This window comes from Streptosporangium lutulentum (genome assembly GCF_030811455.1).
Taxonomy (GTDB): domain Bacteria; phylum Actinomycetota; class Actinomycetes; order Streptosporangiales; family Streptosporangiaceae; genus Streptosporangium; species Streptosporangium lutulentum.
Window position 1 is genome coordinate 8,386,815 of sequence record NZ_JAUSQU010000001.1, and the last position, 21,501, is coordinate 8,408,315.

Genomic DNA, 21,501 nt, shown 5'->3' on the forward strand with positions numbered 1-21,501 from the left:
AATCCGAGCGCTACCCGTCAGCGGCACCGCCGGGTGTTGAGCCGGGCGGCCTGGCGCGTCAGGTGGTCGCGCTCAGCGAGGTTGGGCGCCTTTCGGGCCGCCTCGGCGTACAGCCGTGCCGCCGCCGCCAGGTCGCCGTCGCGCTCGTGGAGATACGCCGCCACCGCGGTGTGCCGGGGCAGCGAGTCGTCCAGCGCCGCGAGCGCCGCCAGCCCGGCGCGCGGTCCGTCGGCCTCGCCGACGGCCACCGCGCGGTTGAGCCGGACGACCGGGCTGTCGGTCAGGCGCGCGAGCTCGTCGTACCACTCGACGATCTGCACCCAGTCGGTCTCCTCGGCGGTGGGGGCGTCGGCGTGGAGCGCCGCGATGGCGGCCTGGGCCTGGAACTCGCCCAGCCGGTCGCGGGCGAGGGCCGCCTGCAGGATCTCGACGCCCTCGGCGATCGACTCGGTGTCCCACCGGGCGCGGTCCTGCTCGGCGAGCGGCACCAGGCCGCCGTCGGGCGCGGTCCGGGTGGCGCGCCGGGCGTGGTGGAGCAGCATGAGGGCGAGCAGCCCCGCCACTTCGGGGTGGTCGATCGCGGACGCGAGCTGCCGGGTGAGCCGGATGGCCTCGGCGGCGAGGTCGACGTCGCCGGAGTAGCCCTCGTTGAAGACCAGGTAGAGGACGCGCAGCACGGTGGCGACGTCGCCGGGCTGGTCGAACCGCACGCCGGAGACGGTGCGCTTGGCCCGGCTGATGCGCTGCGCCATGGTCGCCTCGGGCACCAGGTAGGCCTGGGCGATCTGACGGGTGGTCAGCCCGCCGACGGCGCGCAGCGTGAGCGCGACCGCGGACGACGGCGTCAGCGACGGGTGGGCGCACAGGAAGTAGAGCCGGAGCGTGTCGTCCACCCCGGGCGCGGGCTCGGGCGCCGGCTCCTCGTCGACGAGGTCCTCACGCCGGCGGCGGGCGGCGTCCGCCCGGGTCGCGTCGAGGAACCGGTGCCAGGCCACGGTGACCAGCCAGCCCTTCGGGTCACGCGGCGGGTCGGCCGGCCAGACGCGGACCGCATTGACCAGTGCGTCCTGCACGGCGTCCTCGGCCGCCGCGAAGTCGGCTCCGCGGCGGACGAGGATCCCGAGCACGCTCGGCGTGAGGCTCCGGAGCAGGGCCTCGTTCATCGAAGAGTTCACTCCGTGATGGTGGGCGGCTCGGTCAGGAACGGGCGCAGCTCCAGCCACTCGTGGATCGGCTTCCCGCCCGCCCCGGGGGCGGCCGACAGCTCCCCGGCCAGTTCGAGGGCGCGCTCGTGGCTGTCGACGTCGATCACCATCCAGCCGGCGATGAGGTCCTTGGTCTCGGCGAACGGGCCGTCGGTGACCGGAGGGCGGCCCTCGCCGTCGTACCGGACGAACGTGCCGCCGGGGGCGAGCGCCTGACTGTCGACGAACTCGCCGGTCTCCTCAAGCCGAGCCGCGAAGTCGTTCATGTACTGCACGTGCGCCGAGATCTCCTCCGGCGTCCACTTGTCCATCGGCACGTCGTTGACCGCAGCCGGAGCGCCGCGGTAGTGCTTGAGCAGTAGGTACTTGGCCATCGTGTCTCTCCTCGGTGCTGACGCGACCCATTGTGGTCACGTTCACCGCGGGGACGGAGCCGGTCGCGGGTTCTCGACATCGCCATCCGATTTTTTTCGGTTTCTCGTGGATGAGCCTGGTGAGCCGTCTTGTGGGGCCCGGGTACGCGGCGTGGCGCGGGGGCGGCCTCGCCGTACTGACCGCCTGCCTCACGGCACGCGCCCGCCGGGGCGGGAGGAACCGCGGATGGCCCGAACCCCCGGCGAGCGATAGCCTCACGGCGGAATCGGTTCAGAGGAGGGCGGATGGGGACCTGGGGTCCGGGCAACTTCGACGATGACACGGCCGCGGATCATCTTTCCGCCGTCACCGATCGGCTGATCGCCGAGGTCGCCGAGGCGATGGCGGGTGACCCGCTCGACATCGAACCCGACGAGTACTGGGGCGTCGCGGTGCCGTGCAACCTCGAACTGCTGTATCTCATCGCCCGGCAGGGGCACGTCGGCGCCACGCTGCCCGAGGCGGACACGATCGAGGAGTGGAAGAAGTCGTACCTGGCCGTCTGGGACAGGGAGATAGACGGCCTGGAACCCGGACCGGAACACCGGGAGCGGCGGCGCGAGGTCCTCGTCCGGACGTTCGACCAACTCGCCGAGCTGACCGCCGGGCGTCAGGCATAGCGCGGTCGGGAGTCCTCCGAGCCGGGACCGGGGCGCACCCGCCTGCCGGGGACCAGCCGGTCACGAGGCCGCGGCCGGGAGCGGGTTTCGCCGGTCGCCTGCTTCGATCCGGTTCGTCGCCACTCGGTGTTCAGCAGGCGGCCGAACCGCCGCGGCGGCGGACACCTGAAGGTCCCGCGTCGCGGCTCAGTCGCGCCGGGGGCTCCTGCGTTTGACCCCGAGGCGCCGGTCGTCGTCTTTCTCCAGGCTCTCCACCGCCTGGCAGGCGTCCTTCACGCCTTCCACCGCCTGGCAGGCACTCTCCACGCTCTCCACCGCCTGGCAGGTGTTCTGCAGGGGATCGCCCCGATCGGCGTAGACGGCGACGCGCTTCAGAAGCTCCTTGAAGGTCGACTCCTCGTTTCCGAGGGTCGACAGGATGTGGGCCTCGGCATGGGCGAGGGCGTTCCGCCGATCCTGCCAGAGGGCCTGCCCCGCCTCCGTGGCGACAACCCTGCGACTGCGTCGATCAGCCGGGTCGGGCTGCCGTGTCACCAGCCCCGCGGCTTCCAGATCGTCGATCAGATAGGTGAGGACCGTCCGGTCGATACCCAGCTGCGAGGCCATGACGCCCTGGTTGGCGGCGAGGTTCTGGCTGGCGGAGGCGATGACCTGGTAACCCCGTGGACCGCCCGGAATGTCGTTGAGGGACTCCTCCACGCTGCGCAGGTATGCCCGCAGGATGACGCTCAACGACCAGGCGAAGTCGTCCTTGAGTGTCTCGGCGGCGGACTGTCCTGCCGCGTCCTCGGCTGGTGAGGGGCGCGGGGCGGGAACGGGAGCACTGGACATGGCCTCATGCTAGCCAACCAACCACTTATGTGGCATCGCAGAGATTATCCTTGGCAACAGAGTTGCTTGACGGAACGTCTGTAATCAATATGATTTCTGCATCAACTAGCTGAGGAGCTCGAAATGAGCCTGTTCCGTCTTGATGCCAGCATTCGGGGAGACCAGTCCGTCAGCCGCGCGGTCGCCGACACCGCCGAGGCGGCCTGGATTCGCACTCACCCGTCCGGCGTCGTCACCCGGCGCGATCTGTCCGCCTCGCCGATCCCCGCGGACGCGTGGTCGTCGGCCGTCATGGGCTCGTTCATGCCCGAGGACCAGCGCACGGAAGATCATCGTCGGTCCGCGGCGCTCGCGACGCGGCTCGTGGACGAGCTCGTCGCCGCGGAGGCCTACCTGTTCGCCGTTCCGCTCTACAACTACGGGGTCTCGCAGCACGTGAAGGCATGGGTCGACCTGCTCCTGGCTGATCCTCGGATGGCCCCGGGGAAGGATCCGCTACTGGCTGGTCGTCCGGGGGCGCTCATCGTCACCCGCGGTGGCGGCTACGGCGCCGGCACTCCCCGTGAGGGCTGGGACCACGCGACGCCGTACTACCGCCGGTTCTTCGGCGACATGCTCGGGCTGGAGCTTCACGTGAGCGAGGTCGAGCTGACCCTGGCGGAGACCAGTCCCGGGATGGAATCCCTGCGGGACCTGGCGCGCCGGTCGCTGGACGCCGGCCACGCCTCCGCCGACGCGCACGGCGAGCTGCTGGCGAAGCACGTCCTCACCACGGGTGAAACGGCGGCGGCGGTACGTTGACGCGGGGCTGAGCCGAGTCCCGGGCTCCACCGGAAAGCCGGAACGGCCGTCGTCAGCGACGGAGCCGCGGGGACGGACCCGGCCGGGTGACGCGCCGGAGGTCCGGGGCCACAGGCCCAAAGGGGTGACGCGACTTCGGTCGCGGGAGCAGGGATCCGGAGGAGCGACGCGTCCGGGGTCCGGGGTCACGGGCCCGGTCGGGCGAGATGCCGTTCGCCGCACGTGGACGGCGAGGTCATCCGGGAACGCTCCGGAGCGCCGGCGGCTCTCAGGAGACGAGGGCGCCGATCACCACGAGGAGCACGAGCAGTGCGAGCACCATGGGCAGCAGCCAGCGACGGGGACGATCCACCTCTGGAGCCTAGCTCTGCCCACGGGGCGCTCGCGCAGCGAGGTGCCATTCGGCGATGGTCTCGTAACGGACCTCGGCTCCGAGGGTGCTCCTCACCAGATGCACCGTGTCGGCCTCCCATTCGGTGCCGGCGAACGGCTCGAAGGCCTCGACCAGGGGACGCACGTCGACGTCGGTGCGAGACCTGGCCAGGCTCAGGTGCGGCCGCAGGCGCCGGAGATCCGTCTGTACGGCTCCCGCCCGTCGCGCCCCCGCGCCCAGGGAGTCGGCCAGCCGGAGCAGCCGGGGGCCGCCCCCTCGCACACCGGTCAGGAAGATCCTCGCCCGGCGAGCCGAGGGAAACGCGCCCGCGCCCGCCAACGACAGCGTCATCGACGCGTGGCGTGACGTGGCACGGGCGAGCCGCGTCTCCAGCCCGGGCAGGACCCGGTCCGGCACCTCACCCAGAAACGACAGGGTCAGGTGCCAGCCGACCGGGTTCAGCCAGCGTAGCCGGGGCCATTCCTCACGATGGGGTTCGAGGGCGCGGACGAGCTCATCGCGCACTGACCACGGCGGCAGCAACCCCAGGAACAGCCGCATTCGACCTCCTGGTGAGCGCCTTGGTCAGCATCGTCGCCGCGCCCACCCCGACCAGGGTGAGCACTCCGCCGATCGTAACCCCCGTACGCGGGCCGCCCAGTTCGGAGACCCAGCCGAGCAGCGGCGCGCCGAGAGGGGCGCCGGCGGTCAGCACCAGCACGTAGATGCCCATCACCCGGCCACGCATCTCCGGCGAGGAGGCCAGCTGCACGCTGGCGTTGGCGGCCGTGTTGACCGAGATCAGCGCGATGCCGGCGGGGATGAGGAAGAGCAGGTAGAGCGGGTACCACGGGGCCAGACCGCTGGCGATCTGGAACACGCCGAACGAGAGCGCGCCGCCGATCAGCAGCTTCCCGCTGGGCTTCGCCCGCCGGGCCGCCAGGAGCGCGCCGCCCAGGGCGCCCACCGCGAACATGCTGGAGGCCACGCCGAAGGAGGACGCGCCCGCTCCGAAGACCTGGCGGGCCATCAGCGCGATGGAGATCGTGAACGACTGCGTGAACAGCGACACGAAGGCGACCAGCAGGATCGGCATCAGCAGATCCGACCTGTGCCGTACGTAGCGCAGTCCCTCGCGGAGCTGCCCCTTGGCCTTGGGCACCGGCGTCGGAGTGGTCAGCTCCGAGGTGCGCATCAGGACCAGGCCGGTGATCACCGCGACGAACGACAGTCCGTTGACCAGGAACATCGGCCCCGTACCGCCGAGCATGGAGATCAGCACGCCCGCGACGGCCGGCCCGACCACGCGGGCCAGGTTGAAGCTGGAGGCGTTCAGCGCGACGGCGTTCGACAGGTCCTTGCGGCCGACCATCTCCACGACGAAGGACTGCCGGGTGGGCACCTCGACGCAGGAGATGAGCCCGAGCGAGAACGCCATCACGTAGACGTGCCAGACCTGCGCGTTACCGGTGATGACGAGCACGCCCATGGCGAGCGCCAGCAGACCCATGAGCGACTGGGCGACAAGCAGCAGCGAACGCTTGGGGTAGCGGTCGGCGAGCATGCCGCCCCAGAGCCCGAACAGCACCAGCGGCAGGAACTGCAGCGCGGTGGTCACGCCCAGCGCGACGGCACTGTTGTGCGTGAGGTCCAGCACCAGCCAGTCCTGCGCGGTGCGCTGCATCCACCCGCCGACGTTGGAGATCACTCCGCCGGTCAGGAACAGCCGGTAGTTGTGGTTGCGCAGTGCCCGGAACATCCCGCCCGGAGCCTCCGGCACGGCCTGGGTGGTCCCGGTCACGACGGCCTGCGACTCGCCGGCGGCCGCGGCCTGCGCGGCCCGGGCGTCCCGCCTGCGCAGACTCGCCCGCAGCCTGAGCCTCCTGCCGGGGACGGCACGCGTGAAGCGGCCTCGCAGTCCCGTCCGCACCCCGGGCTTCGCGCCGGGTGCGGTGCGGGTGAGGCGGCCTCGCAGCCTTGCCCGCACTCCCGGACTCTTCTCCGGTAGCGCGTGCGCCTCGGCGTCCTGCCGGATCGCCGAGGCCCCGGGTTCCTCGGGTTCGGCTAGATCCGGCTGAGCTTCTCCAGAATTGGAGCCGCCTGCCGGAGTATCGCCCTCTCCTCGGGGGTCAGCTCCTTCAACCGCTGCGTCAGCCACGCCTCCTTGAGGCGGCGCTCCTCCTTCAGCAGCGTTGAGCCCTGCTCGGTCACGCTCACGGTCACCTGGCGACGGTCGGTCGGGTGCGGTGTACGGGACACCAGTCCCCGCTCGGCCAACGCGGCGATCACGCGTGTCATCGAGGGCGGTTGTACCTTCTCCAGCTCGGCCAATTCGCCGGGGGTTATCCCGGAATGCAGTTCCACGGCGACGAGTGTCGCGAGCTGGGTGGGGGTCAGTGAGTGCATCGCCGCCTGCCTGCGCAGGCGTCTGGTCAGTCTTGCCAGTGACACTCGCAGCGCCGAAGCCAGACCAGCGTCGCTGCGCAGGCTTGCGACGTGGTCCTTCCTGGGTTGGTCGTTCGTTAGCATAAGTCATTACCTTCGCTAACTATATACGAGTGCATGTGATTCCCTCCATGCCTTTCCTTCTCAGCGCGGCCGTACAGCGTGCCAGACAGGGAAAAGATCGCCAATTTCGGTGCGGGGCCCGGGACGCGGGACCCGTACGGCAGGTGTTCGGTTCGCCGAGCCCGATCGGAGCGACCCACTCGGTTCGGACGTCTGCGACCTTTGCGGCAGCCGCCTTGTCCTGCTCATAGTGAAGCATCCCGGCTCGTGACGACGGACGTGGTCGCGGCGGGGAGACGACGCCTTCCGGTCCAGGTGTTCACGGTGATCACGCGCACCGTTCCACGCGGCTCACGATGACCACGCGGCCCGCTCCGTACGGCTCGGCACTCCTGGGCCGTTCCCTCTCGAAACGCCCGCGAGTGTGATCAGGCTACGCGGTCATGCCCGGATAGCATCGGAACCCGCTGAACCCTCAGCTGTCCGCTCTCGATGAGATCAAACGGACATTCGTCATCACCGAAGGGAAGGCATGACTCCCATGCGATCTCGCGTCGCCGTCACCGGTGGGAGCGGCAAGCTCGGCCGCGCCGTCGTCGCCGAACTGCTGGCGCACGGATGGGACGTGGTCAACCTCGACCTGGTCGCCCCGGCGCAGCCGCTCTGCCCGTTCACCAAGGTCGACCTCACCGACTACGGCCAGGCCGTGGAGGCGCTGACGGGGGTCGACGACCGCCACCGGGGCGTGGACGCCCTGGTTCACCTGGCGGCGATCCCCGGCCCCGGAATGACAACGAACGCGGCCACCTTCGCCAACAACGTGACCGCGACGTACAACGTGTTCTCGGCGGCCCGGCTGGCCGGGATCCGCAACGTGGTGTGGGCGTCGAGTGAGACCCTGCTGGGCCTTCCGTTCGACGTCCCGCCCCCGTACCTGCCCGTCGACGAGGAGTATCCGGCCCGGCCGGAGACCGCGTACTCGCTGGCCAAGCACCTCGAAGAGCAGATGGCCGCCCAGTTCTGCCGCTGGGAGCCGGAGCTGAAGATGATCGGGCTGCGGTTCTCCAACGTCATGGAGCCCGGTGACTACGCCGGTTTCCCCGCCTTCGACGCCGATCCGCTGCTGCGCAGCTGGAACCTGTGGGGATACATCGACGCCCGCGACGGCGCCCAGGCCGTGCGCCGGGCGCTGGAGCACCAGGCCACCGGCACGGACGTCTTCATCATCGCCAACGCCGACACCGTGATGTCCCGTACGAGCGGTGAGCTCGTCGCCCAGGTGCACCCCGACATCCCCGTCCGGCGCGAACTCGGACCGCACGAGACGCTGCTGTCCATCGACAAGGCCCGCCGCGTCCTGGGGTACGAACCCGCACACAGCTGGCGTGACCACATCGAGGATTGACACTCGGCCGCCCGGCGACGTGGAGATCTCGTCGCCGGGCGGCCGGTGAGGCGTCCCGTGTCGCCTCACGCGGAACTCCGCGAGAGGCCGGGTGGGCGGCACGGGTGTTCCTCAGCCCCTCCGGGGCGGGGAACAGATCACCAGGCGTAGTGCTCGGGAGCGGTCTTGAACCCGGGGAAGATCTCGTCGAGGCGGGCCAGGGCCTTCTCCTCCAGCTCGATCTCCAGCACCCTGGTGGTGCCGTCGAGCTGTTCGAGCGTGCGCGGGCCGATGATCGGCGCGGTGACGGCACTCTGGTGGAGCAGCCAGGCCAGGCCGACGTTCGCCGGGTCCTCGCCGAGCTCGTCGCAGAACGCCTCGTACTGCTCGATCTTGTCGCGGTGCTTCTCCAGCTCCTTGGCCATGTTCTCCGAGGCGGAGCGACCCTTGTCGATCTTCCGGAGGATGCCGCCGAGCAGGCCGCCCGCCAGCGGGCTCCACGGGATCAGGCCCAGGCCGTAGTCCTCGCAGGCGGGGATGACTTCCAGCTCGGGGGCCCGGACGAGCAGGTTGTAGTGGGACTGCTCGGAGACCAGGCCAAGGCCGTTGCGGCGCCGGGCGGCCTCCTGGGCCTTGGCGATGTGCCAGCCCGCGAAGTTGGACGACCCGACATACAGGACCTTGCCCTGCTGCTTGAGGATGTCCATGGCCTCCCAGAACTCATCGAACGGGGTGTTCCGGTCGATGTGGTGGGCCTGGTAGATGTCGATGTAGTCGGTCTGCAACCGCTTCAGCGACGCGTCGGCGGCGCGACGGATGTGGAGCGCGGACAGACGCTTCTCATTGGGCCAGTCGCCCATGTCGTTGTGGACCTTCGTGGCGATGACCGTCTTCTCCCGGCGGCCCTCACCCTTGGCGAACCAGCGCCCAATGATCTGTTCGGTGATGCCCTCACCCTTCTTCCAGCCGTAGACATCGGCGGTGTCGAAGAAGTTGATCCCCAGCTCATGGGCGTGATCCATGATGGCAAAGGAGTCTTCCTCCGGCGTCACAGGGCCGAAGTTCATCGTGCCAAGGCAGAGGCGGCTGACCTTAAGACCGGTACGGCCAAGCTGTGTGTAATCCATGACTTCACACTAAGCACCTGGAGTGCACTCCAGGCGAGCCGGGGCCGTCACCGGCCGTGGCCCGTCGTGGGTCCGCGGTCCGCCGTGGTCCTCCGATCCACCGCGAGCCGCGGCCTGTCACGAGCCCACGGCCAGTCGACGGCGGTCCGGCTGTCTCGACGGGGCATGATGGCGACATGGGAGACGTCCTGATGCGCACGCTCGTAGTGGCCGCCCTGACAGGGGTGACGGTGTTCGCCGGGCAGGGGGCCTGGGCGGACGACGGGGAGGACGAGGTCCTCTTCCGCCTCAAGGACAAGCGGATCACCGAGTCGAGCGGGCTGGCGGTCTCGCCGACGGGCAAGGACGTCTACTACACCCACAACGACAGCTCCGCCGGGCCGACCTTCTTCGCGGTGGGACACGACGGACGGACCCGGGCGACCTTCACCCTGAAGGGGGCCGTGGCCCGAGACTGGGAGGGCATGGCGGCCTCCAAAGATCCGAAGACCGGGCAGGGGACCCTCTGGTTCGCCGACATCGGCGACAACTTCGACGGGGCCTGGCCTGACATCTCCGTCTACAAGGTGGCGGAACCCACCTCGCTGAGCGACGCCGTCCTCCCCGCCGTGCGCTACCGGTTCCGCTACGAGGACGGCGGGCACAACGCCGAGGGCGTCATGGTGGACCCCCGGACCGGACGCCTCTACATCGTGACCAAGCAGTTCGCCGGTGCCGTCTACCGGGCCCCGAAGCAACTGCGCACCGACAGGGTCAACGTGCTCCGCAGGGTCGGTGACGCGCCCATCATGGCCACCGACGCGGCCTACGCCCCCGACGGGTCGAGCTTTGTGGTCCGTACCTACTTCTCCGCCACGGTCTACCGCGCGCCCGGGAAGGAGCTCGCCCGGGTGTCGATGCCCGTGCTGGACCAGGCCGAGTCGATCACCTACACGGCGGACGGCAAGGCCCTGCTGGCCGGCAGCGAGGGACGCAACAGCCCGGTCTACCGGGTGCCGCTGCCCGAGGAGGTCCTCCGGGAGGCGGCCCCGAAGACCGGCCGCGCTCCCCTGCGGGTGCGCAGCCCCGCCCCCCTGCCCACCGGCACGACCGCCGACCTCGGCTCCAGCACGCCGGCCGCCGCCACGGAGGAGGCCGGACAGGACGACGCCGGGGTGCCGGCGCCGGTCGTGGCCCTGTGGCTGGCGGTCGCGGTGGGCGCCACCGGTGTGATCACCTTCATCGCCCGCCGTACCCGGTAGGGGGTACTCAGCCCGTCCTTGTCGACGTCGGCGTAGGGCGGTGGGTCTTTCGCTTCGCGTGATGTGCCGGCCGCCGGGTTCACGCGAGGTCGTGCGACATCGTCCCGATCATTCCGGGGGCTGGGAGTCCGTCTCGGCGCTGTGCTTGAGAGCGTCGGCCACGTCGGCGTCGATGGGGAACCGGCTGTAGAGGTCGGTCATGCGCAGGAGGCGTTCGAGGTGGCCCCGTACCTCGGCCAGTCGCAGCCAGCCGCCCGCCTCGGAGGTCGTGCGCGCCCCGCTGAGGAGCGCGCGCAGCCCGGTGGAGTCGCAGAAGGTGATTCCCCCGACGTCGACGACGATCCGGGTGCGGTGGGCGGAGATCAACTCCTGGATGGTTTCCCTGAGCAGCGGGCTGGAGTTTCGGTCTATGTCGCCTATGACGGTGACCACGGTGCAACCAGGACGCTCGTGGTGGTCGACATCGATGGACAGCTCTCTACTCATCGCCTCGCATCTTCCACACCGGTGACGCGGCCTGCGCCGGCCGCCGTCCGGCCTGATCAAGGTATACCCCTCCGTGCCGGTGAGGTGGACGACGGTCTGGAGACATGTGCATAACGGCTGCGTACGGCGGACGGCCGGTTCCCCGATCGGGGCCGGGCACCGGGGCGTGCCCGCACTCCGGCGGGTCCGGAACGCGGGCGCGTTTTCAGATAAATGACCGCATCGACATTTTCTGTGCTGACATATTTACGTATTCCCAGGTCGAAGCGGCCGGGGTTCGCGGACGACGTCACGATTGCAAAAGGGGCCGATCATTCCCTTCTCCTGGAGAGGGGGTTGCCGTTAACTTTCGAGGATGCGCGTTCTGGTAACCGGGGCATCTGGTTTCGTCGGCTCGCACGCGGTTGCCGCGCTTCTCGCCGACGGTCATAAGCCGGTTCTTCTGGTGCGCGATCCGGAGAAAACGCGGAGAGTTCTGGCCAAGGTCGGGGTCGTCGAGCCGGTTTCTCTCTATAAAGGCGATATTCGTGACGCGGTAGCCGTGCGCGCCGGACTCGAACAATGTGACGCGGTCATCCATGCCGCCGCCGAGATCGGGGTCGTCAACCAGGTCGGCGACGCGGCCGGGACGAACGTGGCCGGCCTCAAGAACGTTCTCGGGCAGGCCGCCGAACTCGGGCTCGACCCGATCGTTCACATCTCCACGATCGGCGTCTTCGTGCCGCCGACCGAGCCGGTGATCACCACGGAGAGCCCGCTGTCCTCGCCGAGGAACGATTACGGCAGGACCAAGGTCCTGGGTGAGCGGTACGCCAGGCAACTCCAGGAGCGGGGAACGCCGATCACCATCGTCTACCCGGCCGGGGTCATCGGGCCGCACCAGCCCTCGATCGACGCCCTCATGGAGGGACTGCGCGCGGGGCTGAACCAGGGCTGGCCGATCACCTCGGGCGGCGTCGGCATCGTCGACGTTCGCGATCTGGCCGTCGTGCTCGCCCGGTGCCTTGAGCCGGGACGCGGACCGCGCCGGTTCATGCTCGGCGGGCACCATCTCACCTGGGCGCAGCTCGCCGACGTCTGCGACGAGGTGACCGGGGAGCGCTGCCGCAGGTTCAGGGCGCCGAGCGCGGTGCTGCGCGGCGCGGCGGCCGTGCTCGACGCCGTGAAGCTGATCAAACGGATCGACTACCCCCTGACCAGGGACGCGGTCGAGATGATGGTCACGATGGTGCGGACCTGCGACACCCCCACCTTCGAGGCGCTCGGCGTGAGCCTGCGGCCGGTCCAGGAGACCGTCGCCGACTCGCTGCGCTGGTTGGCACAAGAAGGGCATATCGCTTCTGTGAAGGTCGGCAGGCTGGCGGGTAGGGTCACGCCGTGAACATTGGGATCGTCGGCGCCGGAATCGTCGGCTTGGCGGTGGCCAGGGAACTGGCACGAACCCGCGGCGCCATGGTGACCGTCCTCGACAAGGAGGACCACGTCGGAGCCCACCAGACCGGGCACAACAGCGGGGTCGTCCACGCGGGGATCTACTATCAGCCGGGCTCGCTCAAGGCCAGGCTCTGCCGGGAGGGCATGGCCCTGCTCAGGCAGTACTGCGCTGAGCACCGGATCCCCTACGACGAGGTCGGCAAGCTCGTCGTCGCCTCCACGGCGGCCGAGCGGCCGGGGCTGCGGAAGATCGCCGAGCGGGCCCGGGCCAACGGGGTTCCCGACATCGCCGAGCTGGACGCGCTGGCCCTGCGCGAGGTCGAACCGCACGCCGTGGGAGTGGCCGCCGTGCACTCCCCGCACACCGCGATCGCCGACTTCCCGGCCGTCGCCCGCCGCCTGGCCCTGGACGTCGAGGAGATGGGCGGTTCGGTGCTGCTGTCGCACCCGGTCCGCGCGCTGCGGGAGACCGCGAGCGGGGTGAACGTCCTGGCGGGACGGCGGAAGCTGAGCTTCGACCGGCTCATCGTCTGTGCCGGGCTCGGCACGGACACCGTCGCGCGGATGGCCGGAGCGGCCGGTGACGTGCGGATCGTCCCCTTCAGGGGCGAGTACTACGCGCTGGCCGGAGCGTCGAGGGAGCTGGTCCGCGGGCTCATCTATCCGGTGCCCGATCCTCGCTACCCGTTCCTCGGGGTGCATCTGACCCGCCGGATCGACGGCGAGGTGCTGGTGGGGCCCAACGCGGTCATGGCGCTCGCGCTGGAGGGCTACTCCTGGCGAGACGTCAATCTCACCGAACTGCGCGGGATCCTGGCCTGGGAGGGCACCCGGCGACTGGCCGCCAAGCACTGGCGGACCGGGGTGAGGGAGGTGTTCGGCTCGATGGCCAAGAGATCGTTCCTGACCGCCGCTCGCCGCTATGTCCCCGCCCTCACCGAGACCGACCTCGTCAGGACCACGGGTGGTGTCCGGGCTCAGGCCGTGGCCAGGGACGGCGGCATGTTGGATGATTTTGCGATTGACGTGCACGGTTGCGTTACTCTCGTAAGAAACGCCCCCTCACCAGCGGCGACCTCTAGTTTGGCGATTGCCAGGCATATTGTGGGGTTAGCCTCTGTGTTGACCAGTTAACTGCTTTCTCATGTGGGCCGGTGAAAATATATCTGTGACCGACTCACCCGAAGCCCGCCTGCTGATCGTCGAGGACGAGCCCAACATCCTCGAGCTCCTGGCCGCGAGCCTGCGGTTCGCCGGGTTCGGTGTGAACACCGCGGGCAACGGCACGGACGCCGTCGCCGCCGTTCAGCGGCACCGTCCTGATCTCATCGTGCTCGACGTGATGCTCCCCGACATGGACGGATTCGACGTCGTGCGGCGTCTGCGCGGTGGCGGCAGCGACACACCCGTGGTCTTCCTCACCGCGCGCGACGCCACCGAGGACAAGATCCGGGGGCTGACCGCGGGTGGGGACGACTACGTGACCAAGCCGTTCAGCCTGGAGGAGGTCGTGGCCCGGATCCGGGCCGTGCTCCGCCGTACCGGCGCCGGAGACCTGCTCGCCCGGATGCCGCGGCTCGTCTTCGCCGACATCGAGCTCGACGAGGAGAGCCACGAGGTGTGGCGCCAGGGCAAGGCCGTGGCGCTGTCGCCGACCGAGTTCAAGCTGCTGCGCTACTTCATGGCGAACGCGGGACGCGTGCTGTCCAAGGCGCAGATCCTCGACCACGTGTGGGACTACGACTTCCGGGGCGACGTCGGAATCGTGGAGTCCTACGTCTCCGTGCTCCGTCGCAAGATCGACAATACCGATCCCCGGCTGATCCACACCCTGCGTGGAGTCGGCTACGTACTGCGTCTGCCGCCGGCTTCATGAGACCGGTCGGCCGCGTGGCGTGTCCGCGGCGGGTAGCGTGATGCTCGGCCGGCCAGTCGATGTGCCCGCGACGGGTTCCAGGATGCCCGGTCGGCTGCGTGGCGTCTCTGCGATGGGTTCCGTGATGCTCGGTCGGCTGCGTGGCGTGTCCGCGGCGGGTTCCAGGATGCTCAACGGGACCCCGCTGCGGGTGAAGCTGATCGCGGTCATCCTGATCCTGTTGATGATCGCGCTCACGCTCATCGGCATCGGCAGCGTTTCGATCATGCAGGGGTACCTGATCGCCCGTGTCGACAGCCAGATCGACATAACCGCCGACACCGCGCTGCGCCGCCTGAGCCGCGGCTCCGAAACCCTGATCGGCAAACCGCTGTCCCCCGACGCCAGGCTGGAGCTCCGCAGCCGGGACGGCAAGGTCCTCGTCCTGCTCAGCGGCATCGACGTGGAGGGCAGGCCGGGGCCGAGTCTCCCTCCAGGACGGCACACCAGGTCGTTCGACAACGGCGAGTGGCGGGTTCGCGCGATCCCCCTGCAAGACGGAGGAAGCCTCGTCGTGGCGGTGGACACGGCAGAGGTCCGGCAGATCGTCGGCCAGCTCGCGCTGGTGGAGCTGCTCGGCGGGGGCGGGCTGATGCTGGTTCTCGCCGGGGTGGGCGTGGTGATCATTCGAAGGAGCCTGCGCCCGCTGGGGGAGATCGAGCGCACCGCCCAGGCCATCGCCGCCGGAGACCTGAGCCGCCGCGTCCCCGACACCGATCCGCGCACCGAGGTCGGACGCCTAGGCCAGTCGCTGAACGGCATGCTCACCCAGATCGAGAACGCCTTCCGCGCCAGGTCGGAGTCCGAGTCCTCGGCCCGCCGGTCGGAGGAGCGCATGCGCAGGTTCGTCGCGGACGCCTCCCACGAGCTCCGCACCCCGCTGACCTCGATCCGAGGCTTCGCCGAGTTCTACCGGCAGGCGAACGGCATCGACGCCACGCCACTGATGCGCAGGGTGGAGTCCGAGGCGGTCCGGATGGGGCTGCTGGTCGACGACCTGCTGATGCTCGCCCGGATGGACCAGCAGCGGCCGATGGCCATGCGACCGGTCGACCTGCTCGCCATCGCCGCCGACGCCGTCCACGACGCCCGCATCCTCGCCCCCGACCGTGAGATCACGCTCTCGGTGGACGGTTCCGCGCTCATCGTCTCCGGCGACGAGGTACGGCTCCGCCAGGTCGTGGGCAACCTGATGACGAACGCGCTCACCCACACCCCGCCTGAGACTCCCGTACGGGTGACGCTCCTGGCCGAGGACGGCATGGCCGTCATCGAACTGGCCGACGAGGGCCCGGGGCTCACCGTCGAGCAACAGGAGCGCGTCTTCGAGAGGTTCTACCGCGTCGACTCCGCCCGCGGCCGCCGTACCACCGACGACGGTGGCAGCGGGCTCGGGCTGGCCATCGTGGCGGCCATGGTCGATGCCCACGGCGGCACCGTCGCGGTGGAGTCCGATCTGGGCAAGGGCTCGACGTTCCGGGTGGCCCTCCCGCTCGCTCCCGAGCTGGACTGACCGAGGACGGCCCCGCTTCGTTCGGGGGCCGTCCCGGGTGTTCTCCGCCCGCCCCGCCCCGGGCCGGTCCGGCCCGGGGCGTGTTTCACGAGGCGCTCGGAGCGGCTCCCGGCCAGCTGCTGTCCGGGAACTCCCCGGTGGCCGCGCCGCCGGGGAGCACCACGCGGTCGTTCTCCGTGAGTCCGGAGGTGATCTCGACGTACTGGTCGCTGCGGACCCCCGTCTCCACGACGCGCTCTCCACCGCCCTGGATGGTGACCAGGGATTTTCCGTCCTTGGTCCGTACGGCGCGGGCGGGGACGTAGAGGGTCCCCTCCGACTCCGCGACGGTCACGGTGGCCGTCGCGGTCTGGCTCACCATGAGGTTGCTCGGCGCCTTGTCGAAGGCGAGCGTGACGCCGTACCTCACGAGCTGGTTGGTGTCGGTCGCGGTGGGGGAGATGTGGGTCACCGTACCGGTGTACTTCTCGCCCTCCCGGGTGGCCAGCGTGATCGTCGCCCGCTGCCCCAGCTTCAGCCGGCCGATGTCCGACTCGGTGAACAGCGCCTCCACCTCGAGTTCGTCGAGGTCTCCAAGGGTGATGAACGGGCCGGTGTCGGCACTGTCACCGACGGCACCGGCCACGGACATGACGGTTCCGTTCGCGGGAGCGACGATCCGCACTCCCTTCAACTCCTCGTCGGCGTCGGTGAGCTCCGCCTGCGCCTGCTTCACGCGGGCCTCGGCCTGGTCCGTGCTGAGCGGTGCCTGCCCACCTCCGGCGCCCCGGCTGCCACCGCCACCGCCACCGGCGTTCGCCGGGACGTTGCCACCGGCCTGTCCCATGCCCTGGCCGGCGCCCTGCGCCGAGCCTCGCGCGGCGCCCTGTCCCGCTCCCTGCGCGGCGCCCTGTCCCGCACCTTGCCCGGCTCCCTGCGCGGCGCCCTGTCCCGCGCCCTGCCCGGCTCCCTGTCCCGCGCCTTGTCCGGAGCATGAGGTGGGCGGCTTCGAGCCCGTGCCCGGCTTCGCGGTCGTGGTCGGCGTGGCCGTCGGACGAGAGCTGGGACCCCCGCCGTGTCCGGCCGGGCCGGAGGGGTGAGTGGGTTTCCCGGTCGCCGGCGGTGTGCCCGTGGGCGTCGCGGTCACGGTGCCCGTGGGCGTCGCGGTCACGGTGACCGTGGCGGTGGCGGTCACGGTCACCGTGGGGGTCGCCGTCACGGTGACGGTGACCGTCGGCACGGGACGGGGTGAACCCCCGCCGGTCGGTGTCGGTGTCGGTGTCGGGGTCGGGGTCGGAGTGGGTGTCGGAGTCGGAGTGGGTGTCGGAGTTGGTGTCGGCGTCGGCTTTGGCGGTCGCGCCTGCGCCTGCGTCTGGGTCCGGGTGGGGGTCGCCGTCGGGGTCTGCGGGGATTTCGGAGTCTGCGACCATTTGGCCTTGGCCTGGCTCTGGGTCTTGATCCTGGCCGTGGGTGTGGCTTCGGCCGTGGCCTCTGTTTTGACCTTGACCTTGGCCTTGGCCGTGGGGGTCGGGGTCGGGGTCGGGGTGGGAGTGGGCTTGAAGAAGTAACCGGCGGGCGCGACCTTCCCGGCTTCGAGCACCGTCACAGGCCCCCGCGGGCCGGCAGGTGCGGGTGTGACGCCCGGTGCGGACGTGGCAGCGGGGGCGGGTGCCACGGTTCGGGCGGTCGTGCCACTCGGACGGGGCGCGGACGCGGCGCCGGTCGGTGGGCAGTCCGCCTGTTGAGCGGGACCGGATCCCGTCTGGCCCTGGCCCTGGGCCTGTGCCTGGCCCTGACTCTGGCCCTGGCCCTGGCCCTGGCCCTGGCCCTGTGCCTGCGCCTGGGCCTGGGCCAGGCTCTGACCCTGTCCTTGGCCTCGGCTCTGTCCTTGGCTCTGTCCCTGACCCTGGGCCTGGGCCGGGGTCGTCGTGCTTCCGGCGTTGTCCAGGGCCTCCTGAGCCGCCGCGAGCTGTGCCTTCGCCGCGTCGTAGCGCTCACGCGCGGGCGCCGAGCCGATCCTGGCGAGCACCTGCCCCTTGTCGACCTTGTCCCCGGGTTTGACGTAGACCTTCGTGACCGTGCCCGCTCCACCGAAGCCCAGGTCCCTCGTACCGTCGTCCACGGTGTTGCCCGCGGCGGACACCGCCGCGACCACCGTTCCGCGCTTGGCGGCGGCGAGTTCCACCCGGGGCGCCTGGTCCGAGCCGTCGTCAAGCGTGTAGATGACGCCCGCACCCACAAGGACGAGGGCGGCCAGGGCGAGTCCTCCCGTACGCAGGGGCTTCGGGAGCTTGGTCGGTCTCATGTCGGACATCCTGGCTTGTCCGATTCACTGGATGCTCACAAATGCCTGAAGGTTTCCTGTGCATAAGAGGTTTAAAACCGGCTTATGCAGCAAACCTTCAGCCAGGGCCGGGCTGAGCCCAAGCCTGGTAAGCCAAGGTCGGGCGCTGTGAAGTTGTCCACCAAGCGCAGAGCGCTGATCGTGAACGGGACCCTCGGTGTCCTGTTGCTGGGCGGCGCGGGGATCGCCTACTCCTCCCTCGGAACCGGAGGGGGAGCCTCCTCCGCCGACGCGGCGGTGCGGACCGTCCCGGTGACCCGCGCAACGGTGTCCGCCTCGGTGTCCGCCTCCGGAACCGTGGCCAGTGCCAAGACGCGGTCGCTCAACTTCGGGTCGAGTGGCACGGTCGAGAAGGTCTACGTCGAGGTCGGTGACAAGGTCACCACCGGACAGATCCTCGCCCAGCTGGACGACGACTCCGCTCAGGAGAGCCTGGACGCGGCCGCCGCCGCCCTCGACGCCGCGGACGACGACACCTCGACCGCCGCCGCCTACGCCCAGTACGTCACCGCCAGGAACACCTACCGGGAGGCTCAGCGCGCGATGGCGGGCACCGTCATCAAGGCTCCGTTCGCCGGTACGGTCACCGCCGTCAACGGTATGGCCGGAGATTCGTCCGGCTCGTCCGGCTCGTCCGCGAAGGCGTCCGGTTCCGGTGGAGCCGGCGGCGCAGGCGGTGCCGGTGGTGCTGGAGGCGCCGGTGCCTCCGGCGGCGCGGCAAGTGGTTCCACCGGGTTCATCGAAATCGCCGACACGAAGAAACTGCAGCTCGTCGGCAACTTCACCGAGTCCGATATCACCAGGCTCAAGGTCGGCCAGGACGCCTCGATCGGGTTCGACGCGCTGACCGGTGTCACCGCGACCGGCAAGGTGACCCAGATCCAGCCGACCGCCACCACCACCAACAACGTGGTCCAGTATCCGGTGACCATCTCCTTCACCAAGGTGCCGGAGGAGGTCCGGCTCGGTCAGACCGCCACGGTCAAGATCGTTGTTGAGGAGGCCGAGGACGTGCTCGCCGTCCCCTCCACGATGATCTCCACGGTGGCCGGCCGGAGCACCGTGACCGTCCTCCGGGCCGGCAAGCGGGCACCCGTACAGGTCGAGCTCGGGATCAAGGGTGACGCGCTCACCGAGGTCAAGTCCGGGCTCAACGAGGGCGACCAGCTCATCCGCCCGGCGGCCACGGGAACCACCCAGCAGGGCGGCTTCCCCGGCCTCGGCGGTGGCGGCGGTGCTCGCGGCGGAGGCGGCGGCCTCGGCGGCGGTGGAGGCGGCGGCTTCGGCGGCGGCGCCCGCGGCGCGGGCGGGGGTGGCCGATGACCGCCCCGGTCCTTTTCGTCCAGGACCTCATCAAGGTGTACGGCCAGGGGGACGCCGAGGTCCGTGCCCTGCGCGGGATCTCCCTCACCGTCGAAAAAGGCGATTACGTGGCCATCATGGGAGCCTCCGGCTCCGGCAAGTCCACGCTCATGAACATCCTGGGCTGCCTGGACATCCCGTCCTCCGGTCGTTACCTCATCGACGGCACCGACGTCGGGGCGCTGGACGAGCAGCAGCTCGCCGTCCTGCGGAACCGGAAGATCGGATTCGTCTTCCAGTCGTTCAACCTCATCCCCCGGATGAGCGCGCTCGCCAACGTCGAGCTGCCCATGGCGTACGGCGGGGTCGGAGCGGCCGAGCGGCGGGCCCGCGCGCTGGCGGCCCTGGACCAGGTCGGTCTGACCGAGCGGATCCACCACGAGCCGAACGAGCTCTCCGGCGGCCAGCAGCAGCGGGTGGCCGTGGCCAGGGCGCTGGTCACCTCGCCCGCCCTTCTGCTCGCCGACGAGCCGACCGGCAACCTCGACACCAAGTCCACCGGGGACGTGCTGGCGATCCTCGACGAGCTGAGCAGCGCGGGCCGGACCATCGTGATCATCACCCATGAGGACGACGTGGCCACGCACGCCAAGCGGGTCGTCCGCCTGGTGGACGGACAGATCGTCGAGGACCGCCGCCAAGCCCCGGTCGACGGCCTCCCGCCGCGCATGCTGGAGGTCAGCTCGTGAGCCGGCTCGAAATCCTGCGGTTCGCGCTCCGCGGTGTGTCCGCCAACAAGCTGCGCAGTTTTCTGACCACCCTCGGCATCCTCATCGGGGTGGCGGCGGTGATCATGCTGGTCGCCTTCGGAGAGGGGGCGTCGCAGAGCATCCAGCAGAGCATCCAGCGGCTCGGCGCGAACACCCTCACCATCTCCGCGTCCTTCACCGGGGGCGGTGGCGGAGGCGGCGGCTTCGGAGGCCGGGGCGGTGGCGGCGGCGGGCAGAACACGGGACCGCGCACCCAGGCCAAGCAGCTCACCCTGGACGACGCCAAGGCCCTGACCGACCGCGAGCAGGTGCCGTCGGTCAGGAGCGTGTCGCCGGTGGTGACCGCGTCCGCGGTCGCCGCCGTCTACGAGGGCGTCAGCCACACGATTCCCCAGCTCGTGGGCACCTACCCGAGCTACTTCGAGGCGACCAACAAGCCCGTCGAGACGGGCGCCTACTTCGTCAACGACGACGTGCTCGCCGCGAGGAAGGTCATAGTGATCGGGAAGACCGTGTCCGACGACCTGTTCGGCACGGCGAGCCCGGTCGGCAAGCAGATCAGCGTCTCCGGAGTGCCGTTCACGGTGGTCGGCGTGCTCAAGGAGTCGGGCTCGGTGGGGGCGCAGGACGCCGACGACGTGGCCATCGTGCCGCTGCCCGCCGTACAGCAGAGCCTGACCGGGTTCGGCCCGCTGGGGTCGATCATCGTGCAGGCGACCGGCGCCGACACGACCGACTCGGCCCAGGCCGAGGTGACCGCCGTTCTCGACCAGCGGCACGGCATCACCGCCACGAGCACCGCGGACTACCGGATCCTGAACCAGGCCACCCTGCAGGAGACCGTCAGCTCGACCGTCGGCATCTTCACCGCCCTGCTCGGCGCGGTCGCCGGCATCTCCCTGCTGGTGGGCGGCATCGGCATCACCAACATCATGCTGGTCACCGTCACCGAGCGGACCAGGGAGATCGGCATCAGGAAGGCCATCGGCGCGCCCAGGAGCGCGATCCTCGGCCAGTTCCTCCTGGAGGCGACGGTGCTGAGCCTGGTGGGCGGTCTGTCGGGTGTCGTGATCGCGTTCGTCGGCACCCGGTTCTCGATCGCGGGCATCGCACCCGTGCTCGTGCCCTCCTCGATCGTGCTGGCCCTCGGCGTGTCCGTGGGCATCGGGCTGTTCTTCGGTGGCTATCCGGCCAACCGGGCGGCCAAGCTCCGGCCCATCGAGGCCCTGCGTCACCAGTAGTGATCTGTACGGC

General features: G+C 70.0%; 20 protein-coding genes. 11 read left to right on the top strand and 9 right to left on the bottom strand.

The window, feature by feature from the left end:
- Positions 1-17: 17 nt before the first annotated feature.
- Complete coding sequence (locus tag J2853_RS37840) at positions 18-1,163, bottom strand: RNA polymerase sigma factor (RefSeq protein ID WP_307568955.1); 1,146 nt, start codon at positions 1,161-1,163, stop codon at positions 18-20.
- Positions 1,164-1,171: 8 nt separating this feature from the next.
- Complete coding sequence (locus tag J2853_RS37845) at positions 1,172-1,579, bottom strand: YciI family protein (RefSeq protein ID WP_307565840.1); 408 nt, start codon at positions 1,577-1,579, stop codon at positions 1,172-1,174.
- 285 nt (positions 1,580-1,864) lie between these two features.
- Between J2853_RS37845 and J2853_RS37850 the strand changes: the two genes are divergently transcribed.
- Positions 1,865-2,239 carry a DUF4259 domain-containing protein gene (locus J2853_RS37850; RefSeq protein WP_307565842.1) on the top strand — a complete coding sequence of 125 codons (375 nt, stop codon included), beginning with the start codon at positions 1,865-1,867 and terminating at the stop codon, positions 2,237-2,239.
- A 186-nt stretch (positions 2,240-2,425) separates the two neighbouring features.
- On the opposite strand, the gene J2853_RS37855 is transcribed toward J2853_RS37850, so the two are convergent.
- The gene (locus tag J2853_RS37855) at positions 2,426-3,070 is read right to left on the bottom strand and encodes a MarR family winged helix-turn-helix transcriptional regulator (RefSeq protein WP_307565843.1); all 645 of its coding nucleotides are present in this window, start codon (positions 3,068-3,070) and stop codon (positions 2,426-2,428) included.
- 123 nt (positions 3,071-3,193) lie between these two features.
- Between J2853_RS37855 and J2853_RS37860 the strand changes: the two genes are divergently transcribed.
- Entirely contained in the window at positions 3,194-3,871 is a 678-nt protein-coding gene (locus J2853_RS37860; protein WP_307565845.1) for an FMN-dependent NADH-azoreductase, read from the top strand.
- A gap of 361 nt (positions 3,872-4,232) precedes the next feature.
- Here the strand turns inward: J2853_RS37860 and thpR are convergent, their stop codons facing one another.
- The 3 genes from thpR to J2853_RS37875 all read right to left on the bottom strand — a co-directional run bounded on the left by thpR (position 4,233) and on the right by J2853_RS37875 (position 6,773).
- Positions 4,233-4,805: an RNA 2',3'-cyclic phosphodiesterase gene (thpR, locus tag J2853_RS37865; protein WP_307565847.1), complete on the bottom strand. Its 573-nt coding sequence runs from the start codon at positions 4,803-4,805 to the stop codon at positions 4,233-4,235.
- Entirely contained in the window at positions 4,759-6,231 is a 1,473-nt protein-coding gene (locus J2853_RS37870; protein WP_307565849.1) for an MFS transporter, read from the bottom strand. Before J2853_RS37870 ends, thpR begins: the two co-directional genes overlap by 47 nt.
- A 77-nt stretch (positions 6,232-6,308) precedes the next feature.
- On the bottom strand, positions 6,309-6,773 hold the full coding sequence (locus J2853_RS37875) for a MarR family winged helix-turn-helix transcriptional regulator (RefSeq protein ID WP_307565852.1): 465 nt from the start codon (positions 6,771-6,773) through the stop codon (positions 6,309-6,311).
- Between the two features lie 520 nt (positions 6,774-7,293).
- Between J2853_RS37875 and J2853_RS37880 the strand changes: the two genes are divergently transcribed.
- On the top strand, positions 7,294-8,157 hold the full coding sequence (locus tag J2853_RS37880) for an NAD-dependent epimerase/dehydratase family protein (RefSeq protein WP_307565855.1): 864 nt from the start codon (positions 7,294-7,296) through the stop codon (positions 8,155-8,157).
- A 137-nt stretch (positions 8,158-8,294) separates the two neighbouring features.
- On the opposite strand, the gene J2853_RS37885 is transcribed toward J2853_RS37880, so the two are convergent.
- Positions 8,295-9,263, bottom strand: a complete 969-nt coding sequence (locus J2853_RS37885; protein WP_307565857.1) for an aldo/keto reductase — start codon at positions 9,261-9,263, stop codon at positions 8,295-8,297.
- A 176-nt stretch (positions 9,264-9,439) separates the two neighbouring features.
- Here J2853_RS37885 and J2853_RS37890 point away from each other — a divergent pair, with 176 nt between their 5' ends.
- Positions 9,440-10,504, top strand: coding sequence for a hypothetical protein (locus J2853_RS37890; protein ID WP_307565858.1), 1,065 nt, complete (start codon positions 9,440-9,442; stop codon positions 10,502-10,504).
- Positions 10,505-10,612: 108 nt separating this feature from the next.
- Here the strand turns inward: J2853_RS37890 and J2853_RS37895 are convergent, their stop codons facing one another.
- Positions 10,613-10,990: an STAS domain-containing protein gene (locus J2853_RS37895; RefSeq protein ID WP_307565860.1), complete on the bottom strand. Its 378-nt coding sequence runs from the start codon at positions 10,988-10,990 to the stop codon at positions 10,613-10,615.
- Between the two features lie 355 nt (positions 10,991-11,345).
- On the opposite strand from J2853_RS37895, the gene J2853_RS37900 reads away from it, so the two are divergent.
- The 4 genes from J2853_RS37900 (at position 11,346) to J2853_RS37915 (ending at position 15,852) form a co-directional block, all read left to right on the top strand.
- Positions 11,346-12,371 (top strand): NAD-dependent epimerase/dehydratase family protein, encoded by a 1,026-nt coding sequence (locus J2853_RS37900; protein WP_307565862.1) that lies wholly within the window; start codon positions 11,346-11,348, stop codon positions 12,369-12,371.
- Positions 12,368-13,558 (top strand): L-2-hydroxyglutarate dehydrogenase, encoded by a 1,191-nt coding sequence (lhgD, locus tag J2853_RS37905; RefSeq protein ID WP_307565864.1) that lies wholly within the window; start codon positions 12,368-12,370, stop codon positions 13,556-13,558. Before J2853_RS37900 ends, lhgD begins: the two co-directional genes overlap by 4 nt.
- A gap of 34 nt (positions 13,559-13,592) precedes the next feature.
- Positions 13,593-14,300: a response regulator transcription factor gene (locus J2853_RS37910; protein ID WP_370879484.1), complete on the top strand. Its 708-nt coding sequence runs from the start codon at positions 13,593-13,595 to the stop codon at positions 14,298-14,300.
- A 112-nt stretch (positions 14,301-14,412) separates the two neighbouring features.
- Entirely contained in the window at positions 14,413-15,852 is a 1,440-nt protein-coding gene (locus J2853_RS37915; RefSeq protein ID WP_307565868.1) for a HAMP domain-containing sensor histidine kinase, read from the top strand.
- 85 nt (positions 15,853-15,937) lie between these two features.
- On the opposite strand, the gene J2853_RS37920 is transcribed toward J2853_RS37915, so the two are convergent.
- Entirely contained in the window at positions 15,938-18,136 is a 2,199-nt protein-coding gene (locus J2853_RS37920) for an efflux RND transporter periplasmic adaptor subunit (protein WP_307565869.1), read from the bottom strand.
- Positions 18,137-18,283: 147 nt separating this feature from the next.
- On the opposite strand from J2853_RS37920, the gene J2853_RS37925 reads away from it, so the two are divergent.
- From J2853_RS37925 to J2853_RS37935, 3 genes are read left to right on the top strand one after another with little or no spacing between them, the layout of a single operon-like run.
- A complete protein-coding gene (locus tag J2853_RS37925) occupies positions 18,284-19,498 on the top strand; it encodes an efflux RND transporter periplasmic adaptor subunit (RefSeq protein WP_307565870.1) in 1,215 nt (404 codons plus the stop codon).
- The gene (locus tag J2853_RS37930; protein WP_307565872.1) at positions 19,495-20,226 is read left to right on the top strand and encodes an ABC transporter ATP-binding protein; all 732 of its coding nucleotides are present in this window, start codon (positions 19,495-19,497) and stop codon (positions 20,224-20,226) included. Before J2853_RS37925 ends, J2853_RS37930 begins: the two co-directional genes overlap by 4 nt.
- On the top strand, positions 20,223-21,488 hold the full coding sequence (locus J2853_RS37935; RefSeq protein WP_307565874.1) for an ABC transporter permease: 1,266 nt from the start codon (positions 20,223-20,225) through the stop codon (positions 21,486-21,488). Before J2853_RS37930 ends, J2853_RS37935 begins: the two co-directional genes overlap by 4 nt.
- The last annotated feature ends 13 nt before the right edge of the window (positions 21,489-21,501 follow it).